Here is a 22701-nt window from a genome sequence, read left to right as displayed (position 1 = left end):
GTACGTCACGCGAGACGGACAGAAGGAGAGCGACATGCACCATCCCCCCACCCGTCCCCCCATGCTTCACCCCACCCGTACGGCGAAACGCGCCCTGGCGCCGCTGGCCGCGACAGCGCTGCTCGCCGGGGCCCTGCTCGCCGTGCAGGCACCGGCGGCCCACGCGGCAGGCAGTGTCGTCAAGGTGACAGGGTCGCAGGGCGACTGGGCGCTGACCGTCGACGGTTCGCCGTACACGGTCAAAGGGCTGACCTGGGGCCCGTCGGTCGACGACGCGGCCAAGGACATGCCGGACGTGGCCTCGATGGGCGTCAACACCATCCGTACCTGGGGTACGGACGCGACGAGCAAGCCTTTGTTCGACGCGGCGGCGGCCAACGGCGTCAAGGTGATCGCCGGCTTCTGGCTCCAGCCGGGCGGCGGCCCGGGCAGCGGCGGCTGCGTCAACTACCTCACCGACACCATGTACAAGAACGACATGCTCGCCGAGTTCCCCAAGTGGGTCGACACCTACAAGGACAACCCCGGTGTGCTGATGTGGAACGTCGGCAACGAGTCGACGCTCGGCCTGCAGAACTGCTACAGCGGTGACGAGCTGGAGGCGCAGCGCAACGCGTACACCTCCTTCGTGAACGACATCGCGAAGAAGATCCACCAGGTGGACCCCAACCACCCGGTCACCTCCACGGACGCGTGGACCGGCGCCTGGCCGTACTACAAGAGGAACGCGCCCGACCTGGATCTGTACGCGGTCAACGCCTACAACGCGGTCTGCAACGTCAAGTCGGACTGGGAGCAGGGCGGTTACGACAAGCCGTACATCGTCACCGAGACCGGCCCGGCGGGCGAGTGGGAGGTGCCGGACGACGCGAACGGTGTGCCCGACGAGCCGACCGACGTGCAGAAGGCCGACGGCTACACCAAGGCGTGGGGCTGCGTCACCGGCCACAAGGGGGTCGCGCTGGGCGCCACGATGTTCCACTACGGCACCGAGGACGACTTCGGCGGTGTCTGGTTCAACCTGGTGCCCGACGGCCAGAAGCGGCTGTCGTACTACGCGGTCAAGAAGGCGTACGGGGGCGACACATCGGGCGACAACACCCCGCCGGTCATCTCGGACATGACCGTCGCCGACGCCACGGCGGGCGTCCCGGCCGGCGGCCGGGTCACGGTGAGCGCCAAGGTCACCGACCCGGACGGTGACGCGACCACCTCGCAGCTCTTCTTCAGCAGCAACTACATCGACCAGGACAAGGCGCTGGTGCCGGCCGACACCACGGACAACGGCGACGGCACGTTCTCCGCGAAGGTCCCCGACAAGGTGGGGGTCTACAAGGTCTATGTGAAGTCCACGGACGGCCACGGCAACGTCGGCATCGAGACGAAGTCGCTGAAGGTCGTCCCCCCGAAGGTCGACGGGACGAATGTGTCCCAGGGCAAGGCGGCCACCGCGTCGTCCTTCCAGACCGACCCGACGGGCGGCTGCCCGTGCGGCGCGGCCAACGCGGTGGACGGCAGCTTCGACACCCGCTGGGCGAGCGACTGGAGCGACCCGCAGTGGCTCCAGGTCGACCTGGGCGCCTCCACCACCTTCACACACATCCAGCTGGCCTGGGACCCGGCGTACGCGAAGGCGTACGACATCCAGACGTCGGACGACGGCACCAACTGGACCACGGTCACGTCGGTGACCGACGGCAACGGCAACATCGACGACCTCGATGTGAACGGCACGGGCCGGTACGTCCGGATGCTGGGGACGGCGCGCGGCTCCGGATACGGCTACTCGCTCTACGAGTTCGGCGTCTACAGCTGAGAGGAGCACAGCCCTCATGTCCGACACCCGCCTCACGCAGGCTCAGCCGTACACGCTCAGCCTGTTCCGTATCGTCATCGGGACGCTCTTCACCTGCCACGGAGTCGCTTCGCTCTTCGGGCTGCTCGGCGGCCACCCGCTGCCGGCGGGCAGCTGGCCCGGCTGGTACGCCGCCGTCATCCAACTGGGCGCGGGCGGGCTGGTGCTGCTGGGGCTTGGCACCAGGACGGCGGCGCTGCTCGGGTCGGGGTCGATGGCGTTCGCCTACTTCGACATCCACCAGCGGCGTGGCCTGCTGCCGATCGAGAACGGCGGCGAGGCCGCTGTCTTCTTCTGCTGGACGCTGCTGCTGATCGCCGTATCGGGGCCGGGGGCCATGGCTGTCGACCGGCTGATCACCGGGCGCCGCGCGGCGCGTGCGGCTGGTGCCGCCGGTGCAGCTGGTGCGGACCATGCGGCCGGGCGGGCCGGGGGTGCGCAGTCGCGGCAGGCGGCGGCGGCCGGGCCGGATCAGGTGGTGGCGCGTACGGTGTCGTAGTCGAGCCAGGGGAAGGTGCCGGGCCGCCCGTCGGGTTCGGCGGGAAAGCCGTCGATGTGGTGCATGCCGGGCCGGTGCGGGAACGGCGGGATGGTGAGCACCGCCTGCACCTGGCCCGGCACTTCCAGCGTGCCGGGGCCGGTCAGCGACTCGGCCAGGGCGAAAGCGGGACCTCCGGTCAGCAGCGCGGCGAGGGCCGGTACCCGCTCGGCGGCGGGGAAGTAGTTGTGCGGCCCGCGGACGTCGGGGCCGGGCGGATACCGTTCGGCCAGCCGGTCGATGACCCGGGACCCGGCCGCCACCAGTTCCTGGGGCACCGCCTGCGGGATCAGCGGAAACCCACGCTCGGCGAACTCCGCCACCTGCCCACGGTCCAGCCGTACGTCATCCAGCACGCGGACCACGCCAGGACGGCCGGTACGTCGGGAGCGAGCGAATATTCCCCGGCGGCCCGCGGAGCACCCCGGGCCGGGGAACTGCCCCGCCCCCCTGCGGGCGTTGGCAACTTCCGACCACCGACACTCCGACGATCAGGTGAATAGATCCAGATGTGCCTGGTCGCTGCGTCTACTGGTGCGCGTTCCTGTTCCCCCACATTCCACTGGAGTGACATGCGCGCCCGTACCGCCCTCACCGCTGCGGCCCTTGCCGCCGCGGCCCTCGCCGGCGCCGCCGGTAACGCAGCCGCCATCGGCAACGACGGTGGCACCACATCCCTGAGCGGCAACGGCGCCGAGCAGTCGTTCGGCAACTCGAAGACCGACGGCGCCATGAGCCCGCAGCTCACCCTCGTGCAGGGCTCCCTGAACAAGCTGTGCGCCGGTGTGCCCGTCAAGGCGAACGTGGGCTCCCTCGTCGGTGTCGTACCGGTCGCCGTCCAGGACATCCCCGTCCTGTCGTCCCCGCAGAACCAGCAGTGCACCGAGAACTCCACGCAGTCCAAGGGCGACGAGCCCCTGTCCCACATCCTCGACAGCATCCCGGTGCTCTCGGGCAACGGAGTCGGCAACGGCTGACCACCTGCTCCGAGCCCGTCAGCGGCCCGCCCCACCACGGATCACCCTTCGCCCGGAAAGCATCCTGAAGGAGATCAGTTCGAGGGACGGGCCGTAGTCATGACCTCGTAGCACCACGTACGGAAGCGGCACCCGCGGCGGCCGCGGCAGGGCACCGGCGGATGCCGCCCGCCCCCCCCTCACGCCGACTCGCGTACCACCAGCTCCGGTTCGAAGACGATCGAGGTGACGGGGCGCTCCGGGTGTTCGATGCGCTCCTGGAGCAGCCGGGCCATCTCGGCCGCCATCCGCTCCACCGGCTGCCGGACCGTGGTGAGCGGCGGGCGGCAGGCCACGGCCACCGAACTGTCGTCGAACCCGACCACGGCGACGTCGTCCGGGACCCGTCTGCCGTGCTCGCGCAGGACCAGGCACGCGCCCTGCGCCATCAGGTCGTTGGCCGCGAACACCGCGTCCAGGTCCGGGTGTTCGTCCAGCAGCCGGCTCATCGCCTCCACCCCGCTGTGCAGCGTGAAGCCGCCCTCGGCCACCGGTACGTCCCGGTGGCCGTGCCGCGCCATCGTCTCCCGGAAGCCGGTCAGCCGCTGTTCGCCCGCGGTGATGTCCTGCGGGCCTGCGATGGTGACGGGGCGGCGGCAGCCGCGGGCGAGCAGGTGGGCTGCGGCCAGCTCGGCGCCTTCCCGGTGGGCGAGGTCCACGTAACTGATGGGGACGGCTCCCGCGGGCCGCGCGAACAGGACGGCGGGCAGCCCGGCCGCCGCGATCATGCCGGGCAGCGGGTCGTCGGCGTGGGTGGACACGATCAGCGCGCCGTCGGCGCTGCCCTGGCGCAGATAGCCGACGACCTGGTCACGGGCTTCGGGGGTCTCGGCGAACATCAGCACCGGATGCATGGAGCGCGGCCGGAGATACCCGACGACCCCGGCGGCCACCCGGCCGAAGAACGGATCGGCGAACACCCCGGAGGCGAAGGCGTTCTGCCCGGCCTCCGACGCGTCGCCCGCGCCGGAGACGACCAGCGCGATGGTCTCGGCCCGCCGCGTCACCAGGGCGCGTGCGGCCCGGTTCGGGGTGTACCCGGTCGCGGCCACCGCGTCGCGTACGGCCTGCTGGATCGCGGGGTCGACATTGCGGATGCCGTTGACGACGCGCGACACGGTCGCGCGGGAGACTCCCGCCGCGCGCGCCACGTCTTCCAGGGTGGGCATGGCGGCGGGCGCCTCGGGCTCTCTGCTCATGGACGCACTGTAGTGGGAACCGGCGGAGAGCGCTCTCCGCCCTCTTTGCTCGCCTGCCCCCCCCGCGCTCTTGTGTAGCGCCGGGGCGCCTCTGCCTCATCGCCGGGCTGCCTCTACCTCATCGCCGGGGCGTCGCGGTGGTGCGACGTGCCGTCCATCGGGTGAATATCGGCCCGCCCTGAACTCATTGGGACCACGGCATCACTCGGATGCCCCGGTCTCCGGTGGCGGGGTGTCAGATTCCTGCTGATGGTGAGGGCGTCGCTTCTGCGAATCGATGAGCCGACGGAGTGTCAGCCTTCGCAGGCGTGGCGAAAGGAACCATTTCAAATGCGCACTGCCCGCACCCTGCTCGCGTCAGCCGCTGTGACTGCCGCCCTCGCCTTCTCCGCCCCCGCCGCTTACGCCCTGACCACGACAGGTGCGCCGAACTCCGACAGCGGCGCGGCTGCAAGCAGCGACCGCCATGACACCTCGGGCGACAGCGACGGCGGCGGCCGTGGCGATCACGGCCACGGCGATCACGGGCAGGGCGACCACGGTCACGGCCACGGTGACCACGGCCACGGCGACCACGGTGACCACGACCACGGCCACCGTCCGCACGGCGGGATGCGGACCGGGGGCGGCGCTCTGGCCATGACCACGCTGGTCAGTCCGGCGGTCACCACGGGCGACGACGGCGGTGACGCGTACGGGGACGACGGCCACGGGCAGGGCGGCCACGGCCAGGGCGATCACGGTCACGGCCAGGGTGACCACGACCACGGCCAGGGCGACCACGACCACGGCCAGGGCGACCACCACCACGGGCACGGGAACGGCCACCGTCCGCACGGCGGCATGCACACCGGCGGTGGCGCTCTCGCCATGAACACGGCCCTCACCACCACGGGCGACGACGGCGGCTCGGCGTCCGGCCTCGACCAGGACGGCTCCTGGAAGGACGGTTCGTCGGACGGCGGTTCCTGGAACGACGGCTCGTGGAACCACGACCAGGACGGCGGCCGTCACCACCGTCCGCACGGCGGCATGCACACCGGGGGTGGCGGCCTCGCGACCAATGGCGGGGTGGCCGCCGGTTCGGTGCTGCTCCTCGGCGGCGTCGGCGCGGGTGTCTATCTGATCCGCCGTCGCCGCACCGCGTCGTCCGGCCTGTCGATGGCCTGACCGCCACACCGTTTGCAGTCGCACCGTTGACGAGGCCACCGCCCCCGGGGGCGGTGGCCGCAACGGTGTGAGCCACATCAAGACCCGAAGTACCCGGAGTAACACCCCGGCCCCGCGCTCTCCCCTCTGCCTTCCTCCACCTTTTCCGCCGCCCCGCGCCCGAAAGGCATCCCCCGATGGCCGCTGAGAAGCTTCCCCAGCCGAAGCCTTCCGTCCCGTCCCCGAAGAGTGCGACCCCCCTCCACCGCGTCCTGCTGTGGCCCGCCGCGGCAGCGGCCGGAGGCGCCCTCCTGCTCTGCAACTCCTTCGGAATCGGGTTCGGAAGCCCGGCGGGCGACGCCAAGGTGCAGTCATCGGCCGCGGTAACGGCCTCCGCGGCCCCCCGTACGCCCACGCCGGCTGCCGCAGCCCCGCTGCCCAAGTCCGAGCCGACGCGGCTGACGATTCCGACGATCGCGGTCAACGCACCGTTCACACCGCTGGATCTCGGCACCGACGGCCGGCTCGAACCGCCGCCCGCGGACAACACCAACATGGTCGGCTGGTACCGGGGCGGCGCCACCCCGGGAGAGCGCGGGGCGGCGATCGTCGCCGGTCACGTCGATACGAAGACCGGCCCGGCGGTGTTCCTGCTGCTGCGGACCCTCAAGCCGGGCAGCGAGGTCGACATCGCCAGGAAGGACGGCACGACCGCCACCTTCAAGGTCGACTCCGTGGAGACGTTCAGCAAGGCCGACTTCCCCGACAAGCGGGTCTACGGAGACACCCCCGACGCCCAGCTCCGTCTGATCACCTGCGGCGGCGCGTACGACAGGGACGCCCAGGACTACGTGGACAACGTGGTCGTCTTCGCGCACCTCGAATCGTCCAAGGGTGCCTGAGCGAAGGGCTGTTGGCAGCGCACACCGGGCCGTTCACCACTCACTGCCCAGCACCCGCCGCCCACCGCTCACGGCCTGATCACCGTCAGCCTGAACGGCCCCCGGCCTGCCGCCGCGTGGGCCACCGCCTCGTTCGCGTCGGACAGGGCGAAGTCCGTGACCGTGAAGTGGTTCAGGTCCAGGAGGCCGGAGCGGATCAGGGCGGTCAGACGGGGGCTCGCGTCCCGGGGGCAGAGCCACTGGCCCCGGACCGTGATGCAGTTGCGCATCAGCCACGGGTACGGCAGTCCGAGGTCCTCGCCGCCCTCCATCCCGACGCCGCCCATCAGGACGACCCTGCCGAATTCGCGGACGGTCATCGCCGCAGCCCTGACGGGTGTCGTTCCGGCGCCGGGCGGCAGCAGGTCGAGTACGCAGTCGATCGGGCCCGGGGCCGCGCGCTTCATCCGTTCGCGGTCCTCGGCCTCGTCCCCGGTGAGCCGGACCGGGCGGAGCCGGGGGCCGAAGCGCCGGGCCAGCTCCGCCAGCACCTTCTCGTTGCGGCCCGGCGCGATCACACAGCCCGCTCCCATGGCCAGCGCCACGGCCACCGCCGCGCTGCCGAAGTTGCCGGTGGCGCCGCTCACCAGCAGCGTCTCGCCCGCACGCAGCTCCGCCGCGAGGAGACCTCCGTACGGCACGAGAAGCACCTGCAGGGCGCACCACAGTCCCGCGTCCGCCGGGTCGAGCGGGCCGATGGGGGCGGCGTTCTCCGTCGGGACGCGGATCTGTTCGGCGAAGGGGCCGTCGTGGAAGTACCGCTGCAGCCGCAGGCCGCCGTCGCCGCGGGCGCTCAGGCCCTGCAGTGTGATGTCGGGGGTCCGGGCGTTGTCGCGCGAGCGGACGGTGGGGTCGCAGGAGACCCAGTCGCCCACGGAGAGGGCGGTGGCGTCCGGGCCCACGGCGCGGACCCGGCCGATCGCCCCGGCCCCCGGCACCACCGGCAGGTCGAGCAGATAGCCCCGCTTGCCGCTGAACACCTCGGCGGTGTACGGCAGTACACCGGCTGCGACGACGTCGACGAGCACCTCGCCCGTCCCCATGACCGGGTCGGGGAGCGTCTCCACGCTCAGGGGTGATCCGAATGCCTTCAGGACTGCGGCTTTCATGGTCCTGGTCCTCCTGCTGTACGCGTGACCTGTGTGAGTGGCGGGCTGGTACCGCGGTCAGCCTCACAAGCCCGTGGGGCCGGATCCAGGACCGGCGTGATCCTAGGATTGGTGAATCCCCGGCTGCCCCCTGCGCCTCCACGGCGCCGGGCAGGGCCGGTGCGGAGGAGAGGAAGCGGTGTGGCCATGACGGGAGTGACGGAGCGGCGGGAGTGACAGGCGCGGCGGGCGCGGCCCCCGGCGGGCTCGGTGACTTCCTGCGGTCGCGGCGCGAGCGGCTGAGCCCGGAGGCGGTGGGGCTCGCGGGCGGACGTCGGCGCAGAACACCCGGGCTGCGGCGCGAGGAGGTGGCCGAACTCGCGGACATCGGCGTCGACTGGTACATCCGGCTCGAACAGGGGCGCGCTGTCTGCCCCTCGGCCGGCACCGTCGAAGCGCTGGCCCGTGCGCTCCGTCTCGACCCGGTCGAACACGCCCATCTGCGCGCGCTGGCCGCGCCGTCGGGCCGGCGCGGCTTCGTGCGGGAGACCGTGCCTGACGCCATCCGGCGGCTGGTCGAGAGCCTCGGCCAGCCCGCCTACGTCACGGGCCGCCGGTGGGACGTACTGGCCTGGAACGCCGCCGCGGCCGACACCGTCGCCGATTTCGGCCGGCTCCCCGACGCGGACCGCAATGTGCTGGTCCATCTGCTGACCGACCCCGGCGCCCGGCGCCTCTTCGGGGCCGCCTGGCCGGACGAGGCGCGGCGCGTGGTGGGCCAGTTCCGGGCGGCGCACGATCTGTGGGCCGGTGATCCGGCCTTCGCGGGTCTCGCGGAGCGCCTCCGGCGGGACAGCCCGGAGTTCGCGGGCTGGTGGGACGCGCACGACATCCGTACCGGCGGTGAGGCCGGACGGAAGGAGCTGCACCACCCGCGGCGGGGCCTGCTCCGCTTCGAGTACGCGACCTTCCAGGCCAACGACGACCCCGCGCTGCGCCTGACGGTCTACACCCCGGTGTGACCCGCACGGGTGTGACCCGCCCCACGTTCCGAGTGTCCCGGTTGATCGCGGGCAGGCATTCTCACCGAGCGGCCGTGCCACTGAGCGTGATCAGTGAGTGAGCGGGACATCTCACGATCTGATACATACGAGGTGTCGTGCGGCCGCTCGTTAGACTGAGCCGACCGCAAAATGACTGGATCGAGGAGCGCACGTGGGCCTTGTCGTGCAGAAGTACGGAGGCTCCTCCGTAGCCGATGCCGAAGGCATCAAGCGGGTTGCCAAGCGAATCGTCGACGCCAAGAAGAGCGGCAACCAGGTGGTTGTCGTGGTGTCAGCGATGGGCGACACGACGGACGAGTTGATCGATCTTGCCGGGCAGGTGTCGCCGATTCCTGCCGGGCGGGAGTTCGACATGCTGCTGACCGCCGGAGAGCGGATCTCCATGGCCCTGCTGGCCATGGCGATCAAAAACCTGGGCCACGACGCCCAGTCGTTCACGGGCAGCCAGGCCGGTGTCATCACCGACTCGGTCCACAACAAAGCGCGGATCATCGATGTCACACCGGGGCGGATCCGCACCGCGCTCGACGAGGGCAACGTGGCGATCGTCGCCGGTTTCCAGGGTGTGTCGCAGGACAAGAAGGACATCACCACCCTCGGCCGCGGCGGTTCCGACACGACCGCCGTCGCCCTCGCGGCGGCCCTCGACGCCGAGGTCTGTGAGATCTACACGGACGTGGACGGTGTCTTCACCGCCGACCCCAGGGTCGTCAAGAAGGCCCGGAAGATCGACCGGATCTCCTTCGAGGACATGCTGGAGCTCGCCAGCTCCGGCTCCAAGGTGCTGCTGCACCGCTGCGTCGAGTACGCACGCCGCTACAACATCCCGATCCATGTCCGGTCCTCGTTCTCGGGCCTCCAGGGCACATGGGTCAGCAACGAAGCACGCGTCGAAGCACAAGAAGCACAAGGGGACCCGACAGTGGAGCAGGCCATCATCTCCGGTGTCGCGCACGACACCTCCGAGGCGAAGATCACGGTCGTCGGCGTGCCCGACAAGCCGGGTGAGGCCGCCGCGATCTTCCGCGCCATCGCGGACAGCCAGGTCAACATCGACATGGTCGTGCAGAACGTCTCCGCCGCGTCGACCGGGCTGACCGACATCTCCTTCACGCTCCCCAAGGACGAGGGCCGCAAGGCCGTCGACGCGCTGGAGAAGTCGAAGCCGGTCGTCGGCTTCGACTCGCTGCGCTACGACGACCAGATCGCCAAGATCTCCCTCGTCGGCGCGGGCATGAAGACCAACCCGGGCGTCACCGCGACCTTCTTCGAGGCGCTCTCGGACGCCGGTGTGAACATCGAGCTGATCTCGACGTCCGAGATCCGCATCTCGGTGGTCACCCGTTCTGATGAGGTCAACGAGGCCGTGCGCGCCGTGCACAGCGCCTTCGGTCTCGACAGCGACTCCGACGAGGCAGTCGTCTATGGGGGCACCGGGCGATGACCGGCACCGGCCTCCGGGCAGGAGGCCGTAAGCCGGCGCTCGCGGTCGTGGGAGCGACCGGGGCCGTCGGCACGGTGCTGCTCCAGATGCTGTCGCAGCACGCCGACATCTGGGGCGACATCAGACTCATCGCCTCCCCGCGCAGGACCGGCCGCAAGCTGGTCGTGCGCGGGGAGGAGTGCGAAGTGCTCCCCCTCACCGAGGAAGCCTTCGAGGGCGTCCAGGTCGCGCTCTTCGTCGTCCCCGACGACGTCGCGCGCGAGTGGGCGCCCGTCGCCGCGTCCAAGGGCGTGGTGGTCGTGGACAGCTCGGGCGCCTTCCGGATGGACGCCGATGTGCCGCTGGTGGTGCCCGAGGTCAATCCGCACGCCGTACGGCTCAGGCCGCGCGGCATCGTCGCGTCCCCGCACTGCACCACGCTCGCGATGATCGTCGCTGTGGGCGCGCTGCACGCCGAGTTCGGACTGCGTGAGCTGGTCGTCTCGACGTACCAGGCGGTGAGCGGCGAGGGGAATCCCGGGGTGGCGGCGCTGCGCAGCCAGACCGAGCTCATCGCCGGTACGGAGCTGGGGACGCACCCCGGCGACGTACGCCGTGCCGTGGGCGACGACACCGGGCCCTTCGCTGCGCCCATCGCGCTCAATGTGGTGCCCTGGGCCGGTTCGCCGGCCGCCGACGGCTGGTCGTCCGAGGAGCTGATGCTCCGCGCCGAGACCCGCAAGATCCTGGACCGGCCCGCGCTTCCCGTGGTGGCGACGTGTGTCCGGGTCCCGGTCGTCACCACGCACTCCCTCTCGGTGCACGCGCGCTTCGAGAACGAGCTGACGCTCGGCCGGGCGCACGAGATCCTGGCGACCGCGCCCGGTGTGGTGCTCTTCGACGACCCGGACGCGGGGGACTTCCCGACCCCGGCCGACGCGGTGGGCACGGACCCGGCCTGGGTGGGCCGTGTACGGCGGTCGCTGGACGATCCACAGGCGCTCGAACTGTTCGTCTGCGCCGACAACCTCCGCAAGGGGGCCGCCCTCAACGCCGCGCAGATCGCCGAGGCCGTCGCGGCCGAACTGCGGCTGCCGGACGCCTGAGGCGCGGTCTCCCGCACCTGGTTCTTTGTAGGATCTGTGAGCGGCCTGTGAGCAAGACGTGTGTCTGGACCACTTGAACTGAGGGTTGTGGCTGTTACACGATTCAGTCTCCCGTACGTCTGCAACCGCGGCCGGAGCGGGCGCGTCTTTGGGGTGGCCTCGACCTGCGCAAGATGCCATGGAAAAAGGGGCATTGGGGGAGATCGGGTACGCATGAGGGCATTGGCATTGGCCGCATCGTCAAAGGCGATGCCATACGCGTACAACCCTGGCGGGGGGAAGCGTGTCCAACTGGCGTGGCAGAGGTTCTCGATATTGCGGCGGTGTCCGGACGGGGCGGAGTGGTCCGTCCGCTCCGGCGACCGCGTGTGTCCGGCGGGATGCCGGTGATCGCCCCCTTGCCGACACGGCCGAGCGCTGTTCCGTCCCAGAGCGGCGAGGGCGCTGACGACGCCATGGCCGCCGGCACCACCGTCGATCACCTCACCGAGACCTACCGCGCCCACTACCGGTCGCTGCTGGGCCTCGCGGCGCTCCTGCTCGACGACACCGCCTCCTGCGAGGACGTGGTCCAGGAGGCGTTCATCCGCGTCCACTCGGCACGCAAACGGGTCAGGGACCCCGAGAAGACCCTCGCGTATCTGCGCCAGACCGTGGTGAACCTGTCCAGGTCCGCGCTGCGCAGGCGCATCCTCGGGCTGAAGCTCCTCTCGAAGCCGATGCCGGACATGGCGAGCGCCGAGGAAGGGGCGTACGACCTGCTGGAGCGCGACGCGCTCAAGAAGGCGATGCGCAACCTCCAGCGCCGCCAGCGCGAGGTCCTGGTGCTCCGTTACTTCGGTGACATGACGGAGGCGCAGGTGGCCGACGCGCTGGGCATATCGCTCGGTTCGGTGAAGGCGTACGGTTCGCGTGGCATCGCGGCACTGCGGGTGGCCATGGAGGCATCGGCATGAGCGACAAGCGGGACGGGTCCGACGAGTGGGACATGCCCGCCGAGTGGCGCACGCGGTACGGCGGGCCCACCCGGGCCGGGGAAGACCAGGCGGAGAACGGAATGCAGAACGACGGTTCCGACAACGCTGTCGACGGCCTCGACGAGGACGAACGCGAACTGCGCAGGATGATGCACGGCGCCGTGCGCGGGCTCACCCCGTCCGACGACGCGCTCGACCAGCTGCGCAGGGCCGTGCCCGCGCGCCGGGCCAGGAAGCGGCAGATCGTCGTCGGTACGGCCGCCGCCGCGCTGCTCGTCGGGACCGCGATCCCGGCCTTCATCCATGTCGCGGACGCGGGTGACGGGGACAGGAGCAACTCGGCGGTGGCGGGCCGGGGGCACCGGCCGCCCGGCGGCACGGGCACCGCGGTGCCCGACGGCGGCAAGAAGAAGAACGACAAGCCGGCCGGTGACGGTGGCTCCGACGGCGACGACGGGAAGAAGCACACCCCGAAGGGGGCCGGGAGCGGCACCCACGGTGGTTCGGACGGCGGGTCCGCCGGGGCGTCCAGCAAGGCGCTCGACTCGCTGCCGGTCTGCGCGGCCCAGCAGCTCGGGGTCACATCGGCGGACACCGGCACACCGAACGCGGACGGCACGGTCTACGGAACGTTCCGGGTCTCCAACGTCTCGCACAGCCAGTGCGCCGTCAGCGACGCGGGCACCGTCAACTTCCAGGCGCTGGGCGCCGCCGACGCCGCCCGTATCACCGTGGTCGACCACACGGCGGGCGACGCGGCCTCCGGTCTGCCCGACCCCTCGCAGGACGCGACCAGTCTGGTGCTCCGCCCGTCCCAGGCGTACGAGGTGAAGTTCGCCTGGGTCCCGGCCGAGACCTGCCCCACCGGCGGCGGTGCCACCCCCGACCCGACCCCGTCGGGCGGGTCGGGCGGCACCGGCGGATCGGGGGGCTCGGAGGGCACGGGCGGCGACGGCAACCCGCCGGTGAACGGCGGCGCGGACGCCACGCCCCAGCTCGGCAGCGGCGACGGCACGTCGGACGGCAGCGTGGCCGTGGTGCACGAGGCGGAGCCTGGCGTCCCGGCCGCGCAGGCGACCATCGCCAACGCGTGCGCGGGGACGATCTACCGGACCGGACTGCTGTCGGCGCCGTAGCCGCGCGGCGGACCGGGTGTGGTGGGCCGCCGGGGGTGGGCCCGGGCGTGGTGGGCCGGTGACGGCGTCTCGGCGCCGGCCGGATGCCTCAGGGGCGGCCGGACACCTCAGGTGCGGCAGCCTCTTCGGCACCGGCCTCATCCGAACCGGCCGCACGCTCGGCGGCCTCATCCGCACCGGCCGCACGCTCGTCGGCCTCATCCGAACCGGCCGCACCCGAACCGGCACCATCCGCACCGGCCGCACCCGCACCGCTCCCAGCGGTGCCCGCGGGCCCGGCGGCGCCCCCCGCCCCGCCGTCCACCACGGTGACCGGTTCCGGGTCGGGCACGATCCCCAGCTCCAGGTCCCTGAGCGCCTCGGCCTCGCGCCTGGCCAGCCGGAACCACATGAAGACCACGAAGCCCGCGAAGACGAACCACTCGCCGGTGTAGCCGAGGTTCTGGAAGGACTTCAGGTCGAGCCCGCTGTTCGGCGGGGCCGCCGCCGGGACGGCCTTGAGGCCCGCGGAGGCGTGCGGCAGCGTGATCCACGCGTCGTACACGGGGTACGACACGACGTTCACCAGGGAGGCCGCGCTGATGATGCCGATCTGGTCGGCCGGCAGCCCGCCGCCGGTGTAGGCGCCGTCGGTCCCGCTGTTCTCGGACGCCTGGAGCGACCCGGTGACCTTGACAGTGCCCTTGGGCGGCGCTGGCGCCTTCGCGCCGTGCGGCAGCCAGCCGCGCACCACGGGGAGGGCCTTGCCGCCGTCGGTGCGGAGCAGGGTCAGGACGTACGACCCCTCCTTGCCGTCCACGACCCGGTCCGGCACCAGGAACTGCCTGCCGTACTTCCCGGTCGCGCCGGCCTGCCGCCCGGACGTGTCGAGGTTCACGGGCAGCAGGGAGTCGAGCGGCGCCGACGCCTGGCGGGCCGGGTCGGGCCGGTGCTCGTCTGTCCGGTGGGTGGCCACCCGGTCCTCGAACCTGCTCAGCTGCCACGAACCCATGAAGATGCAGAAGGGGATGGCGAGCAGGGCGAAGACGGTGATCCCCAGCCAGCGGGGTGTCAGCAGGAACCGGTACACATCTCTTACGTTACGGGGCGCGATCCGGGAGCAATGCCCCGGACCCCGCCCCGTGGGCTCCGCCCCGTACGGCCTGCTACTTCTTCACATGCCGCCGCGCGAAGTCCAGCTCCAGGCGGACCTGCTTGATCCGCTCCTCCACCACCAGTGAGCCGTGACCCGCGTCGTACCGGTACACCTCGTGGACCGCACCGCGCCCCGCGAGCCGCTCCACGTAGTTCTCGACCTGCCGGATCGGGCAGCGCGGGTCGTTCACGCCCGCCGAGATGTAGACCGGCGCCCGCACCGCGTCCACATAGGTCAGCGGCGACGAGGCGGCGAACCGCTCGGGCACCGTCTCCGGGGTGCCGCCGAGGAGCGTCCTGTCCATCGCCTTCAGCCCCTCCATCTCGTCGTGGTACGCCGTGACGTAGTCCGCGACCGGCACCGCGGCCAGCCCCGCCGCCCACGCGTCCGGCTGGGTGCCGAGCCCGAGCAGCGTCAGATAGCCGCCCCAGGAGCCGCCCGACAGGATCAGCCGGGCCGGGTCCGCGATCCCCGACGAGACCGCCCACTCCCGGACCGCGCCGATGTCCTCCAGCTCGATCAGCCCGACCCGGTGCTTGAGCGCGTCCGTCCAGGCCCGCCCGTAGCCGGTCGAGCCGCGGTAGTTGACCCGGACGACCGCGTAACCGTGGTCGACCCAGGCCGCCGGGCCCGAGGCGAACGCGTCGCTGTCGTGCCAGGTCGGCCCGCCGTGGATCTCGAAGACCGTGGGGAACGGGCCGTCCCCCGCGGGCTGCTGCACCAGCGCGTGGACCCGGCCGCCAGGCCCCTCCACCCACACGTCCCGCACCGGCACGGACTCCGGCGCCTTCATCCCCGGCGGGTCGAGCACGACGGCGCCCGACGTGGAGCGCACGACCGGCGGCAGCGCGGCCGACGACCAGAGGTACTCGACGGTGCCGTCCGGCCGCGCGGTCGCCCCGGACACCGAACCCGCCGGGGTCTCGACCCGGTCCAGTTGTCCGGTGGCCGTCTCGTACCGCCACATCTCGCTGCGCGCCTCGAAGCTGTGCACGATCAGCAGCGCGGACCCGTCCGGATACCACTCGGCGCTGACATCGCCGGGCAGCTCGATCGCGGGCGAGCTCTCGACGCCGGTCGCCACGTCCCACACCATCGGCTCCCAGCGGCCCCGCCGCTGGTGCCCGACGAGCAGCCGGGTGTCCCCGGCGACCGGCGCGAACCCGAGCACCTGCAGCCCCAGCTCCTCGGTGCCGCCCTTGGTGTCGTCCAGCTCGGCGACCGTGGACCCGTCGGTACGGACCACCCGCAGCGCGGAGTGCATGGCGTCACCGTGCTCGGTGTGCTCCAGCGCGATCAGCGTCCCGTCGTACGAGAGGTCACCGACCCCGGCGGACTCCCGGTGCCGGTAGATCTCGACGGGCCCGGCGCCCGGCCGTACGACATGGACGGTCGAACCGTCCTCGTCCGTCGACCGTCCGACCACGGCGGTGCCGTCCCGGCCGATCCCCAGACCGGCCGGGTAGGAGGGCTCAAGGCCGGGGGTGGCGGGTTCGTCGGGCCCGCCACCGAAGGGCCGGCGCATCCAGACACCGAACTCGTCCCCGTCGGTGTCGTTGAACCACCACAGCCACTCACCGTCGGGCGACAGCGTCCCGTCGGTCGTACCTCCCCCAGAGGGGGTGCCCCCAGTCCGGTCGGTGGCCTGGTGCTGCTCGCCGCTCGCCCGGTCCCAGGTGTACAGCTCGTACGTCCCGGTCGCGTTGGAGACGAAGAGCGAGCGGTCCGGTGCGTCCTCGGCCCACTCGGGCAGCCCCACGCGCGGGGCCCGGAAGCGCTTCTCCCAGTCGGGCATGGTGTGTTCGTCGTGACTCATACGCCCCATTGTGGCCGCCCGGCGGGGCGGGGCGAGGGCCGCGGTGAAGGCCGCTCACGCCAGGGCGAAGTACCGCAGCCAGATGTATCCGGCCGACAGGGCCAGGGTGGCCGCCGTGACGACGAGGCCGTAGCGGGTGAACTGCCAGAAGGAGATGGGGGTGCCGTTGCGTTCGGCGATGCCCAGGACCACCACGTTCGCGCTGGCACCGATCGCCGTCGCGTTGCCGCCGAGGTCCGCGCCGAGCGTCAGCGCCCACCACATCACGTGGTCGCTGCCGCCGCCGACGCTGTGCACCAGGCCGGCGGTGATCGGGGCCATCGTCGCGACGTACGGGATGTTGTCGACCACCCCGGACAGCGCCCCGGACGCACCGAGCAGCAGCATCGAGCCGCCGAGTTCCTGGCCGCCCACCGCGTGCGACAGCGCCGTCGACACCTCGCCCACGACGCCCGTGCCGATGAGCGCGCCGATCATCACGAAGAGGCCGGCGAAGAAGGCCAGCGTCGGCCACTCGACCTCGGCGAGCACCTCGCCCGTGCGGACCGTGGAGACGGCGACGAGCAGCCCGGCGCCGAGGAGCGCGACCACGCTCGGGGCGTAGTGCAGCACCGGATGGAGGATGAACCCGACGATGACCAGGGCCAGTACGGCCAGGCCCTGGGTGAGCAGCCGCCGGTCACGGAGCGCGTCCCGGGCGTCAAGCTCCAGCACCCGGGCCGCGCGCTCCGCGTCGTACGTGAACGCGCCGCGGAACAGGAACCGGCACACCGCGATCAGTACGGCCGTCAACAGCACCGCCAGCGGCGCCAGATGAACCAGGAAGTCGTTGAACGTCAGGCCCGCCCGGCCGGCGACGATGATGTTGGGCGGGTCGCCGACGAGGGTGGCGATGCCGCCGATGTTGGACGCGAAGACCTCGGTGATCAGGAACGGCGCGACGGCCAGCCCGAGCCGGTCGCAGACCAGCAGGGTGACCGGGGCGATCAGCAGGACGGTGGTCACGTTGTCCAGCAGCGCGGAGGCCAGCGCGGTCATCACGACCAGCATGGCCAGCACCCGGAACGGTCTGCCCCTGGCCCGCTTCACCGACCAGATCGCCAGATACTCGAAGACGCCGGTCCTGCGCAGCACACCGACGATCACCATCATGCCGAGCAGCAGGAAGATGACGTTCCAGTCGATGCCGGTGTCCTGCGAGAAGAAGGCCGCACCGTCGTCGGTCGCGCCGATCGCCAGCATGAGCCCGGCGCCGCCGAGCGCGGCGGCCACCCGGTGGATCTTCTCGCTGATGATCAGGGCGTAGGTGCCGGCGAAGACGGCGACGGCCGCCCAGGCATGCCAGTCGCTCACAGGATGTCCAACCGATCGGGTCCTCAGGCCGGGCAGGCCCGGAAGCCGGGGCACGGCGGCCCGGAGGGGGGTACGCGGGGCCGGTCGGCCGGCGCCACCCGAGGACGGTACGGCTGCCCTGCCCGCCGCTGACAGGCCGCCGCCGCGCAGCACCCGGTGCCCGAACTCTGCCGGAACCGGGCATTGAGCAGCAGGTGGGAGCAGGCGGGAGCAGGTGAGGACAGGTGCGGGGCGGCCGGATCCCGGCCGGGTCCCGGTCAGATCTCCTGGGCGGGCCAGTTGAGCAGCCTGGCGCCGATGACCGCGGTCTGCAGGGTGTAACGGTGCGCGGGATCGGCCGGGTTGGCGCCGGTCAGCTGATGGATCCGCTCCAGCCGGTAGGTGAGCGCCCGCACGCTCAGCGACATCCGGCGGGCCGCCTCGGCGGCCACGCACCCCGATTCGAAGTAGTGGCCGAGCGTCGAGACGAGCGGCTGTGCGCCGCCCCTGGCCCGCTGGAGCGGCCCGAGCGCGCTGTGGACGAGATCGACGAGCGCCTCCCGGTCGCGGGTGAGCACCGGGTAGACCAGCAGGTCGGCCGCGCGCAGCACCGGCCCTTCCAGGTCCATCCTGGCCGCGAGGTCCAGGGCGTTGAGCGCCTCCTCGTAGCTGTGCACGATGCCGCCGGATCCCGGGTGCGGGCGGCCGATCGCGACCTGTACGCCGTCGTCGGCGGTGGCCGCGTACGCCTGCTTGGCGAAGTACGTCAGGACGTCGTCCTGGTCGCCGGGGGCGATACAGATCAGCCGGGCGTCCTTCGTGGTGAGCAGGATGCTGCGGTTGCCGAAGCGGCTGAAGAGCGCCAGCTCCACACGGCGGGTGGCGGCGGCGCCCTCGTCGTACGCGCCGGCGCTCTGCGCGACCGCGACCGCGTGGGTACGCGACAGCCGCAGCCCGAACCGTTCGGCGCGCTCGGCCAGCCGCCCCAGGTCGCTCCCGCCGTACAGCAGATCGTCGATGAACTCCCGCCGTACGGCCTCCTCCTGGCGTACGGCCATCCGCTGGGCCCGCTCGTACCCCTCGGCGAACGCGTCGACGGCCAGCTCGACGGCGGCGAGTACACCGCCCGCCGCGCTGCCGCTCACCACGGTGGCCCCGGTGGGCCAGGCCGCACGGGTGGCGGCGAGGTGCGCGGCGACCAGGGACCGCAGCGAGTGGCCGTCCTCCGCCGCCTGCTCACCGAAGGCGCGGCGCGCGTCGAGCTCGGGCCTGGTCGGCCGGCGGCCGGTCGCCAGCACATCGGCCAGCATGCGGGCGTACCCCTCCAGATACCTGTCGGGGTGCCTCCCTGAGTCCCCACCGGGGTGCTTCTCGGATATGTCCGGCCCTGTCACACGCGCTCCTGCTTCCCCTGCTTCTCGTGCTTCTCCGGCCCTGTTTCCGGCCCGCACAGCGGCAAGAGTGACAGACCGCGACGGGTGCCGGGGCCGTGGGTACGGGCCTGGCACCCGGAGGAGGCGAACATTGCCGGGTTACGGCAATGCGGCGAGGGGCGGAGTCCCGTCAGAATGGGCATTGCGGAAACGGGGGAGAGCAGCCCGGTGCCGGAGTACGGAAACGTACGCCCGGCGCCGGAGTGCTCTGCACGGGGGTGTTCCGCATGGGGGAATCGGGGGAGGGGGGCTGCGCGATGGATGAATTCATGGGCGCCGCGCTGGGATTTCCGGCGGTTCTCTTCGGTGCGGCGCTGCTGGTGGTCATCGCCTTCTGGCTGCTCGTACTGGTGGGGGCCGCCGAGCACGACGCCTTCCATCTGCACCTCGACACGGGGGACACGGGCACGGCCGCTGCGGGGGGCAGCGGCGTGCCCGTCACCGTGCCGGTGTCGCTCTTCACCCTCCTCGCCTGGTTCGCGAGCCTCGCGGGCTCGGTGCTGGTGCGCAGGGCCGAGCCGCCGGGCGGTGTGCGCACCGCGCTCGACGCCGCCGTGCTGGTCGCCGCGCTGCTGATCGCCTGGGTCGTGACACGGTTCGCCGTCCGCCGGCTGCGCGTCCTCCTGCCCGCCCAGCCACCGCCCTCCCGGCTGGACTTCGTCGGACTCGTCTGCACCGTCCGCACCGGCTCCGTGACCGCCGACTTCGGGCAGGCCGAGGTCGCGTCCGACGACGGCTCGACCGCTGTCGTCCAGGTCAGGGTCCAGGGCGACGACAGCCTGCTCGGGCTCCGATCCGGGGACACCGCGCTGCTGTACGCGTACGACGAACCGGGCGAGTTCTTCTGGATCGCGCCGTTCGACGCGGCGCTCGATCCGCGCAGCACGGGCTGAGCCCTCACCTTCCGGCGCGCTCCGCGTCCTCAAAGCCACCGTTCAAGACACCCTTCGAGGAATGTTCATGGATGCCATTTCCCTGGGCATCGGCGTGCTCGTCGCCGTTGTCCTGCTCATAGCCGTCGCACTCGTCCTGGTGCTCAGCAGGCTGTTCCGCAAGGTGGAACAGGGCCGTGCACTGATCATCTCCAAGACGAAGAAGGTCGACGTCACCTTCACCGGTGCCGTGGTGCTGCCCGTGCTGCACAAGGCCGAGTACATGGACATCTCGGTGAAGATCATCGAGATCAGGCGGACCGGGCGCGAGGGCCTGATCTGCCAGGACAACATCCGGGCCGACATCCACATCTCGTTCTTCGTACGGGTCAACAAGACCGTCGAGGACGTCGCCAAGGTCGCCCAGGCGATCGGCACCCAGCGGGCCAGCGACAAGGCGGCCATCCAGGAGTTCTTCGCCGCCAAGTTCTCCGAGGCGCTGAAGACCGTGGGCAAGCAGCTGGACTTCGTGGACCTGTACACGAAGCGCGAGGAGTTCCGGGACCGGATCATCCGGGTCATCGGCACCGACCTCAACGGCTACCACCTGGACGACGCGGCCATCGACTTCCTGGAGCAGACCCCGATGGCGCAGCTCGACGGCGCCAACATCCTGGACGCGCAGGGCATCCGCAAGATCACCGAACTGACGGCGGTCGAGCACGTCCGCACCAACGAGTTCCAGCGCACCGAGCAGAAGGAGATGACCCGGCAGAACGTCGACGCCCGCGAGACCATCCTGGAGCTGGAGCGCCGGCAGGCCGAGGCCGAGATCAAGCAGCGGCGCGAGGTCGACACCCTGCGGGCCCGCGAGGAGGCGGTGACGGCCAAGGTCCAGGAGGAGGAACGCCTGGGCGCCCAGACCGCGTTCCTGCGTACCGAGGAGCAGCTCGGGGTACAGCGCGAGAACCAGGCGCGCGAGATCGCCGTGGCGCAGAAGAACCGCGAGCGGGTCATCGCCGTCGAGAACGAGCGGATCGAGAAGGACCGGCTGCTCGAAGTCATCGGCCGCGAGCGCGAGACACAGCTGTCGATGATCTCCCGGGACAAGGAGGTCGAGGCCGAGCGCCGCGAGGTGGCCGATGTGATCCGGGAGCGGATCGCGGTGGACCGTACGGTCGCCGAGCAGGAGGAGTCGATCAAGAAGCTGCGGATGGTCGAGGAGGCCGAACGCACCCGGCAGGCCGTCATCATCGCGGCCGAGGCGGAGGCCCAGGAGAAGCTGGTCAAGGACATCAAGGCGGCCGAGGCCGCCGAGACCGCGGCCACGCACCACGCGGCCGAGCAGCTGACCCTGGCCGAGGCCCGGCTGAAGTCCGCCGACCTCGACGCCCGCGCCAAGCTGCGCCTCGCCGAGGCGATCCAGGCCGAGGCGGCCGCACCAGGACTGGCCGACGTGCAGGTACGCGACAAGGAGGCCGACGTCATCGAGAAGGCGGGCCGCGCCGAGGCGGAGGCCACCGAGGCCCGGCTGAAGGCGGAGGCGTCGGGCGCCCGGCTCAAGGCACTGGCGACGGCGGAGGGCACCAGCGCCCAGGCCACCGCGGACGCCGCGATGATCGGCGAGAAGCTGAAGGCGGAGGCCGCGGGCCTCACCGAGAAGGCGGCGGCGATGGCCGCGCTGGACGACGCGTCGCGCGGACACGAGGAGTACCGGCTGCGGCTCGCGGCCGAGAAGGAGATCAGGCTGGCCGGGATCGACGTCCAGCGCCAGGTCGCGGAGGCGCAGGCCACGGTCATCGCCACCGGCCTGGAGAACGCCGACATCAGCGTCGTCGGCGGCGAGTCGGTCTTCTTCGACCGCCTGGTGTCGTCGATCTCCCTGGGCAAGGGCATCGACGGCTTCGTGGAGAACTCGAAGACGGCCCAGGCACTCGCCAAGCCGTGGCTGGACGGCTCGGCCAGCTTTCCGGAGGACCTGACGAAGATGGTCGGGTCGGTGTCGAGCGGCGATGTGCAGAATCTGACGGTGTCGGCGCTGCTGATGAAGCTGATGAAGTCGGGGGGTGCGGAGGCCGGCCTGGTCCAGCAACTCCTGGACCAGGCCGATCGGTTGGGGCTTTCGGAGGTGCCGGTGGCTGCGGTTGCTGCGCTGAACGGCGCGGCCAAGGTCTGAACGGCGCCGCCGTCCCGGCCGGCTGAACTGTGGCCTCAAACGCCGGCCGGGCTGAACTGTGGCCTCAAACGCCGGCCGGGCTGGACTTGGCCTCAAGCGCCGGCCGGGCTGGTTTTGGCCTCAAGCGCCGGCCGGGCTGGGTCGGTGGCCTCAAACGCCGGCCGGGCTTGAAAGATGTCCTCAATCGCCGGACGGGCTGGATTTTGCCGGGCACCGTTTGAAGAGTGCGGCTCAGCCCAGCCTGTCGGTGCCCACAGCGGTCGCTGCCTACCCAGCCCCTCCGGCGTTTGAGGAGCGGGGTCCGGGGCGGAGCCCCGGTTACGGGAAGTGGGGGTCCCCCCGGCCGAAGGCTGGGGGAGGGGAGGGGAACTGGCCCACCCGCACCCGAACACCCCACCCGCACCCGAACACCCCACCCGCACCCGAACACCACCCCCGCCCCCAC

At 71.6% G+C, this 22701-nt stretch carries 18 protein-coding genes and 1 pseudogene; 12 read left to right on the top strand and 7 right to left on the bottom strand.

Going from position 1 to position 22701, the window contains the following annotated elements:
• Window positions 1-34: 34 nt before the first annotated feature.
• Together OG510_RS17010 and OG510_RS17005 are read left to right on the top strand one after the other, a co-directional pair.
• Window positions 35-1816 carry a discoidin domain-containing protein gene (locus tag OG510_RS17010; protein WP_406137796.1) on the top strand — a complete coding sequence of 594 codons (1782 nt, stop codon included), beginning with the start codon at window positions 35-37 and terminating at the stop codon, window positions 1814-1816.
• Window positions 1817-1832: 16 nt separating this feature from the next.
• Window positions 1833-2234: pseudogene (locus tag OG510_RS17005) on the top strand (DoxX family protein); the annotation flags it as partial.
• A gap of 92 nt (window positions 2235-2326) precedes the next feature.
• Here OG510_RS17005 and OG510_RS17000 read toward each other — a convergent pair.
• Entirely contained in the window at window positions 2327-2749 is a 423-nt protein-coding gene (locus OG510_RS17000) for a hypothetical protein (RefSeq protein ID WP_406137794.1), read from the bottom strand.
• A gap of 216 nt (window positions 2750-2965) precedes the next feature.
• Here OG510_RS17000 and OG510_RS16995 point away from each other — a divergent pair, with 216 nt between their 5' ends.
• Window positions 2966-3370, top strand: a complete 405-nt coding sequence (locus OG510_RS16995; protein ID WP_406137793.1) for a rodlin — start codon at window positions 2966-2968, stop codon at window positions 3368-3370.
• Window positions 3371-3549: 179 nt separating this feature from the next.
• Here the strand turns inward: OG510_RS16995 and OG510_RS16990 are convergent, their stop codons facing one another.
• On the bottom strand, window positions 3550-4608 hold the full coding sequence (locus OG510_RS16990; protein WP_406137791.1) for a LacI family DNA-binding transcriptional regulator: 1059 nt from the start codon (window positions 4606-4608) through the stop codon (window positions 3550-3552).
• A 330-nt stretch (window positions 4609-4938) separates the two neighbouring features.
• Here OG510_RS16990 and OG510_RS16985 point away from each other — a divergent pair, with 330 nt between their 5' ends.
• On the top strand, window positions 4939-5778 hold the full coding sequence (locus tag OG510_RS16985) for a hypothetical protein (protein WP_406137789.1): 840 nt from the start codon (window positions 4939-4941) through the stop codon (window positions 5776-5778).
• A 176-nt stretch (window positions 5779-5954) separates the two neighbouring features.
• Window positions 5955-6659, top strand: a complete 705-nt coding sequence (locus tag OG510_RS16980) for a class F sortase (RefSeq protein WP_406137787.1) — start codon at window positions 5955-5957, stop codon at window positions 6657-6659.
• Window positions 6660-6727: 68 nt separating this feature from the next.
• On the opposite strand, the gene OG510_RS16975 is transcribed toward OG510_RS16980, so the two are convergent.
• Window positions 6728-7807 (bottom strand): alcohol dehydrogenase catalytic domain-containing protein, encoded by a 1080-nt coding sequence (locus OG510_RS16975; RefSeq protein ID WP_406137786.1) that lies wholly within the window; start codon window positions 7805-7807, stop codon window positions 6728-6730.
• Between the two features lie 212 nt (window positions 7808-8019).
• Between OG510_RS16975 and OG510_RS16970 the strand changes: the two genes are divergently transcribed.
• The 5 genes from OG510_RS16970 (at window position 8020) to OG510_RS16950 (ending at window position 13492) form a co-directional block, all read left to right on the top strand.
• Window positions 8020-8808 carry a helix-turn-helix transcriptional regulator gene (locus tag OG510_RS16970; protein ID WP_406137784.1) on the top strand — a complete coding sequence of 263 codons (789 nt, stop codon included), beginning with the start codon at window positions 8020-8022 and terminating at the stop codon, window positions 8806-8808.
• A gap of 193 nt (window positions 8809-9001) precedes the next feature.
• Window positions 9002-10294, top strand: coding sequence for an aspartate kinase (locus tag OG510_RS16965; protein WP_406137782.1), 1293 nt, complete (start codon window positions 9002-9004; stop codon window positions 10292-10294).
• Entirely contained in the window at window positions 10291-11379 is a 1089-nt protein-coding gene (locus OG510_RS16960; RefSeq protein WP_406137781.1) for an aspartate-semialdehyde dehydrogenase, read from the top strand. The genes OG510_RS16965 and OG510_RS16960 overlap by 4 nt, the downstream gene beginning before the upstream one ends.
• 296 nt (window positions 11380-11675) lie before the next feature.
• On the top strand, window positions 11676-12335 hold the full coding sequence (locus OG510_RS16955) for a SigE family RNA polymerase sigma factor (protein ID WP_406137780.1): 660 nt from the start codon (window positions 11676-11678) through the stop codon (window positions 12333-12335).
• Window positions 12332-13492, top strand: coding sequence for a hypothetical protein (locus OG510_RS16950; protein ID WP_406137779.1), 1161 nt, complete (start codon window positions 12332-12334; stop codon window positions 13490-13492). Before OG510_RS16955 ends, OG510_RS16950 begins: the two co-directional genes overlap by 4 nt.
• Window positions 13493-13580: 88 nt before the next feature.
• Here the strand turns inward: OG510_RS16950 and OG510_RS16945 are convergent, their stop codons facing one another.
• The 4 genes from OG510_RS16945 to OG510_RS16930 all read right to left on the bottom strand — a co-directional run bounded on the left by OG510_RS16945 (window position 13581) and on the right by OG510_RS16930 (window position 19085).
• A complete protein-coding gene (locus tag OG510_RS16945; RefSeq protein WP_406137778.1) occupies window positions 13581-14561 on the bottom strand; it encodes an SURF1 family protein in 981 nt (326 codons plus the stop codon).
• A 76-nt stretch (window positions 14562-14637) separates the two neighbouring features.
• Window positions 14638-16452: a S9 family peptidase gene (locus tag OG510_RS16940; RefSeq protein WP_406137776.1), complete on the bottom strand. Its 1815-nt coding sequence runs from the start codon at window positions 16450-16452 to the stop codon at window positions 14638-14640.
• Window positions 16453-16497: 45 nt separating this feature from the next.
• Entirely contained in the window at window positions 16498-17796 is a 1299-nt protein-coding gene (locus tag OG510_RS16935; RefSeq protein WP_406137774.1) for an SLC13 family permease, read from the bottom strand.
• Between the two features lie 257 nt (window positions 17797-18053).
• Entirely contained in the window at window positions 18054-19085 is a 1032-nt protein-coding gene (locus tag OG510_RS16930) for a PucR family transcriptional regulator (RefSeq protein ID WP_406142423.1), read from the bottom strand.
• A 380-nt stretch (window positions 19086-19465) separates the two neighbouring features.
• Between OG510_RS16930 and OG510_RS16925 the strand changes: the two genes are divergently transcribed.
• Together OG510_RS16925 and OG510_RS16920 are read left to right on the top strand one after the other, a co-directional pair.
• Entirely contained in the window at window positions 19466-20101 is a 636-nt protein-coding gene (locus OG510_RS16925) for a hypothetical protein (RefSeq protein WP_406137773.1), read from the top strand.
• Between the two features lie 67 nt (window positions 20102-20168).
• Window positions 20169-22256 (top strand): flotillin family protein, encoded by a 2088-nt coding sequence (locus OG510_RS16920; protein WP_406137772.1) that lies wholly within the window; start codon window positions 20169-20171, stop codon window positions 22254-22256.
• The last annotated feature ends 445 nt before the right edge of the window (window positions 22257-22701 follow it).

The organism is Streptomyces sp. NBC_01089 (assembly GCF_045162975.1).
Classification (GTDB): domain Bacteria; phylum Actinomycetota; class Actinomycetes; order Streptomycetales; family Streptomycetaceae; genus Streptomyces.
This window is presented reverse-complemented; position numbering and strand designations above follow the sequence as displayed.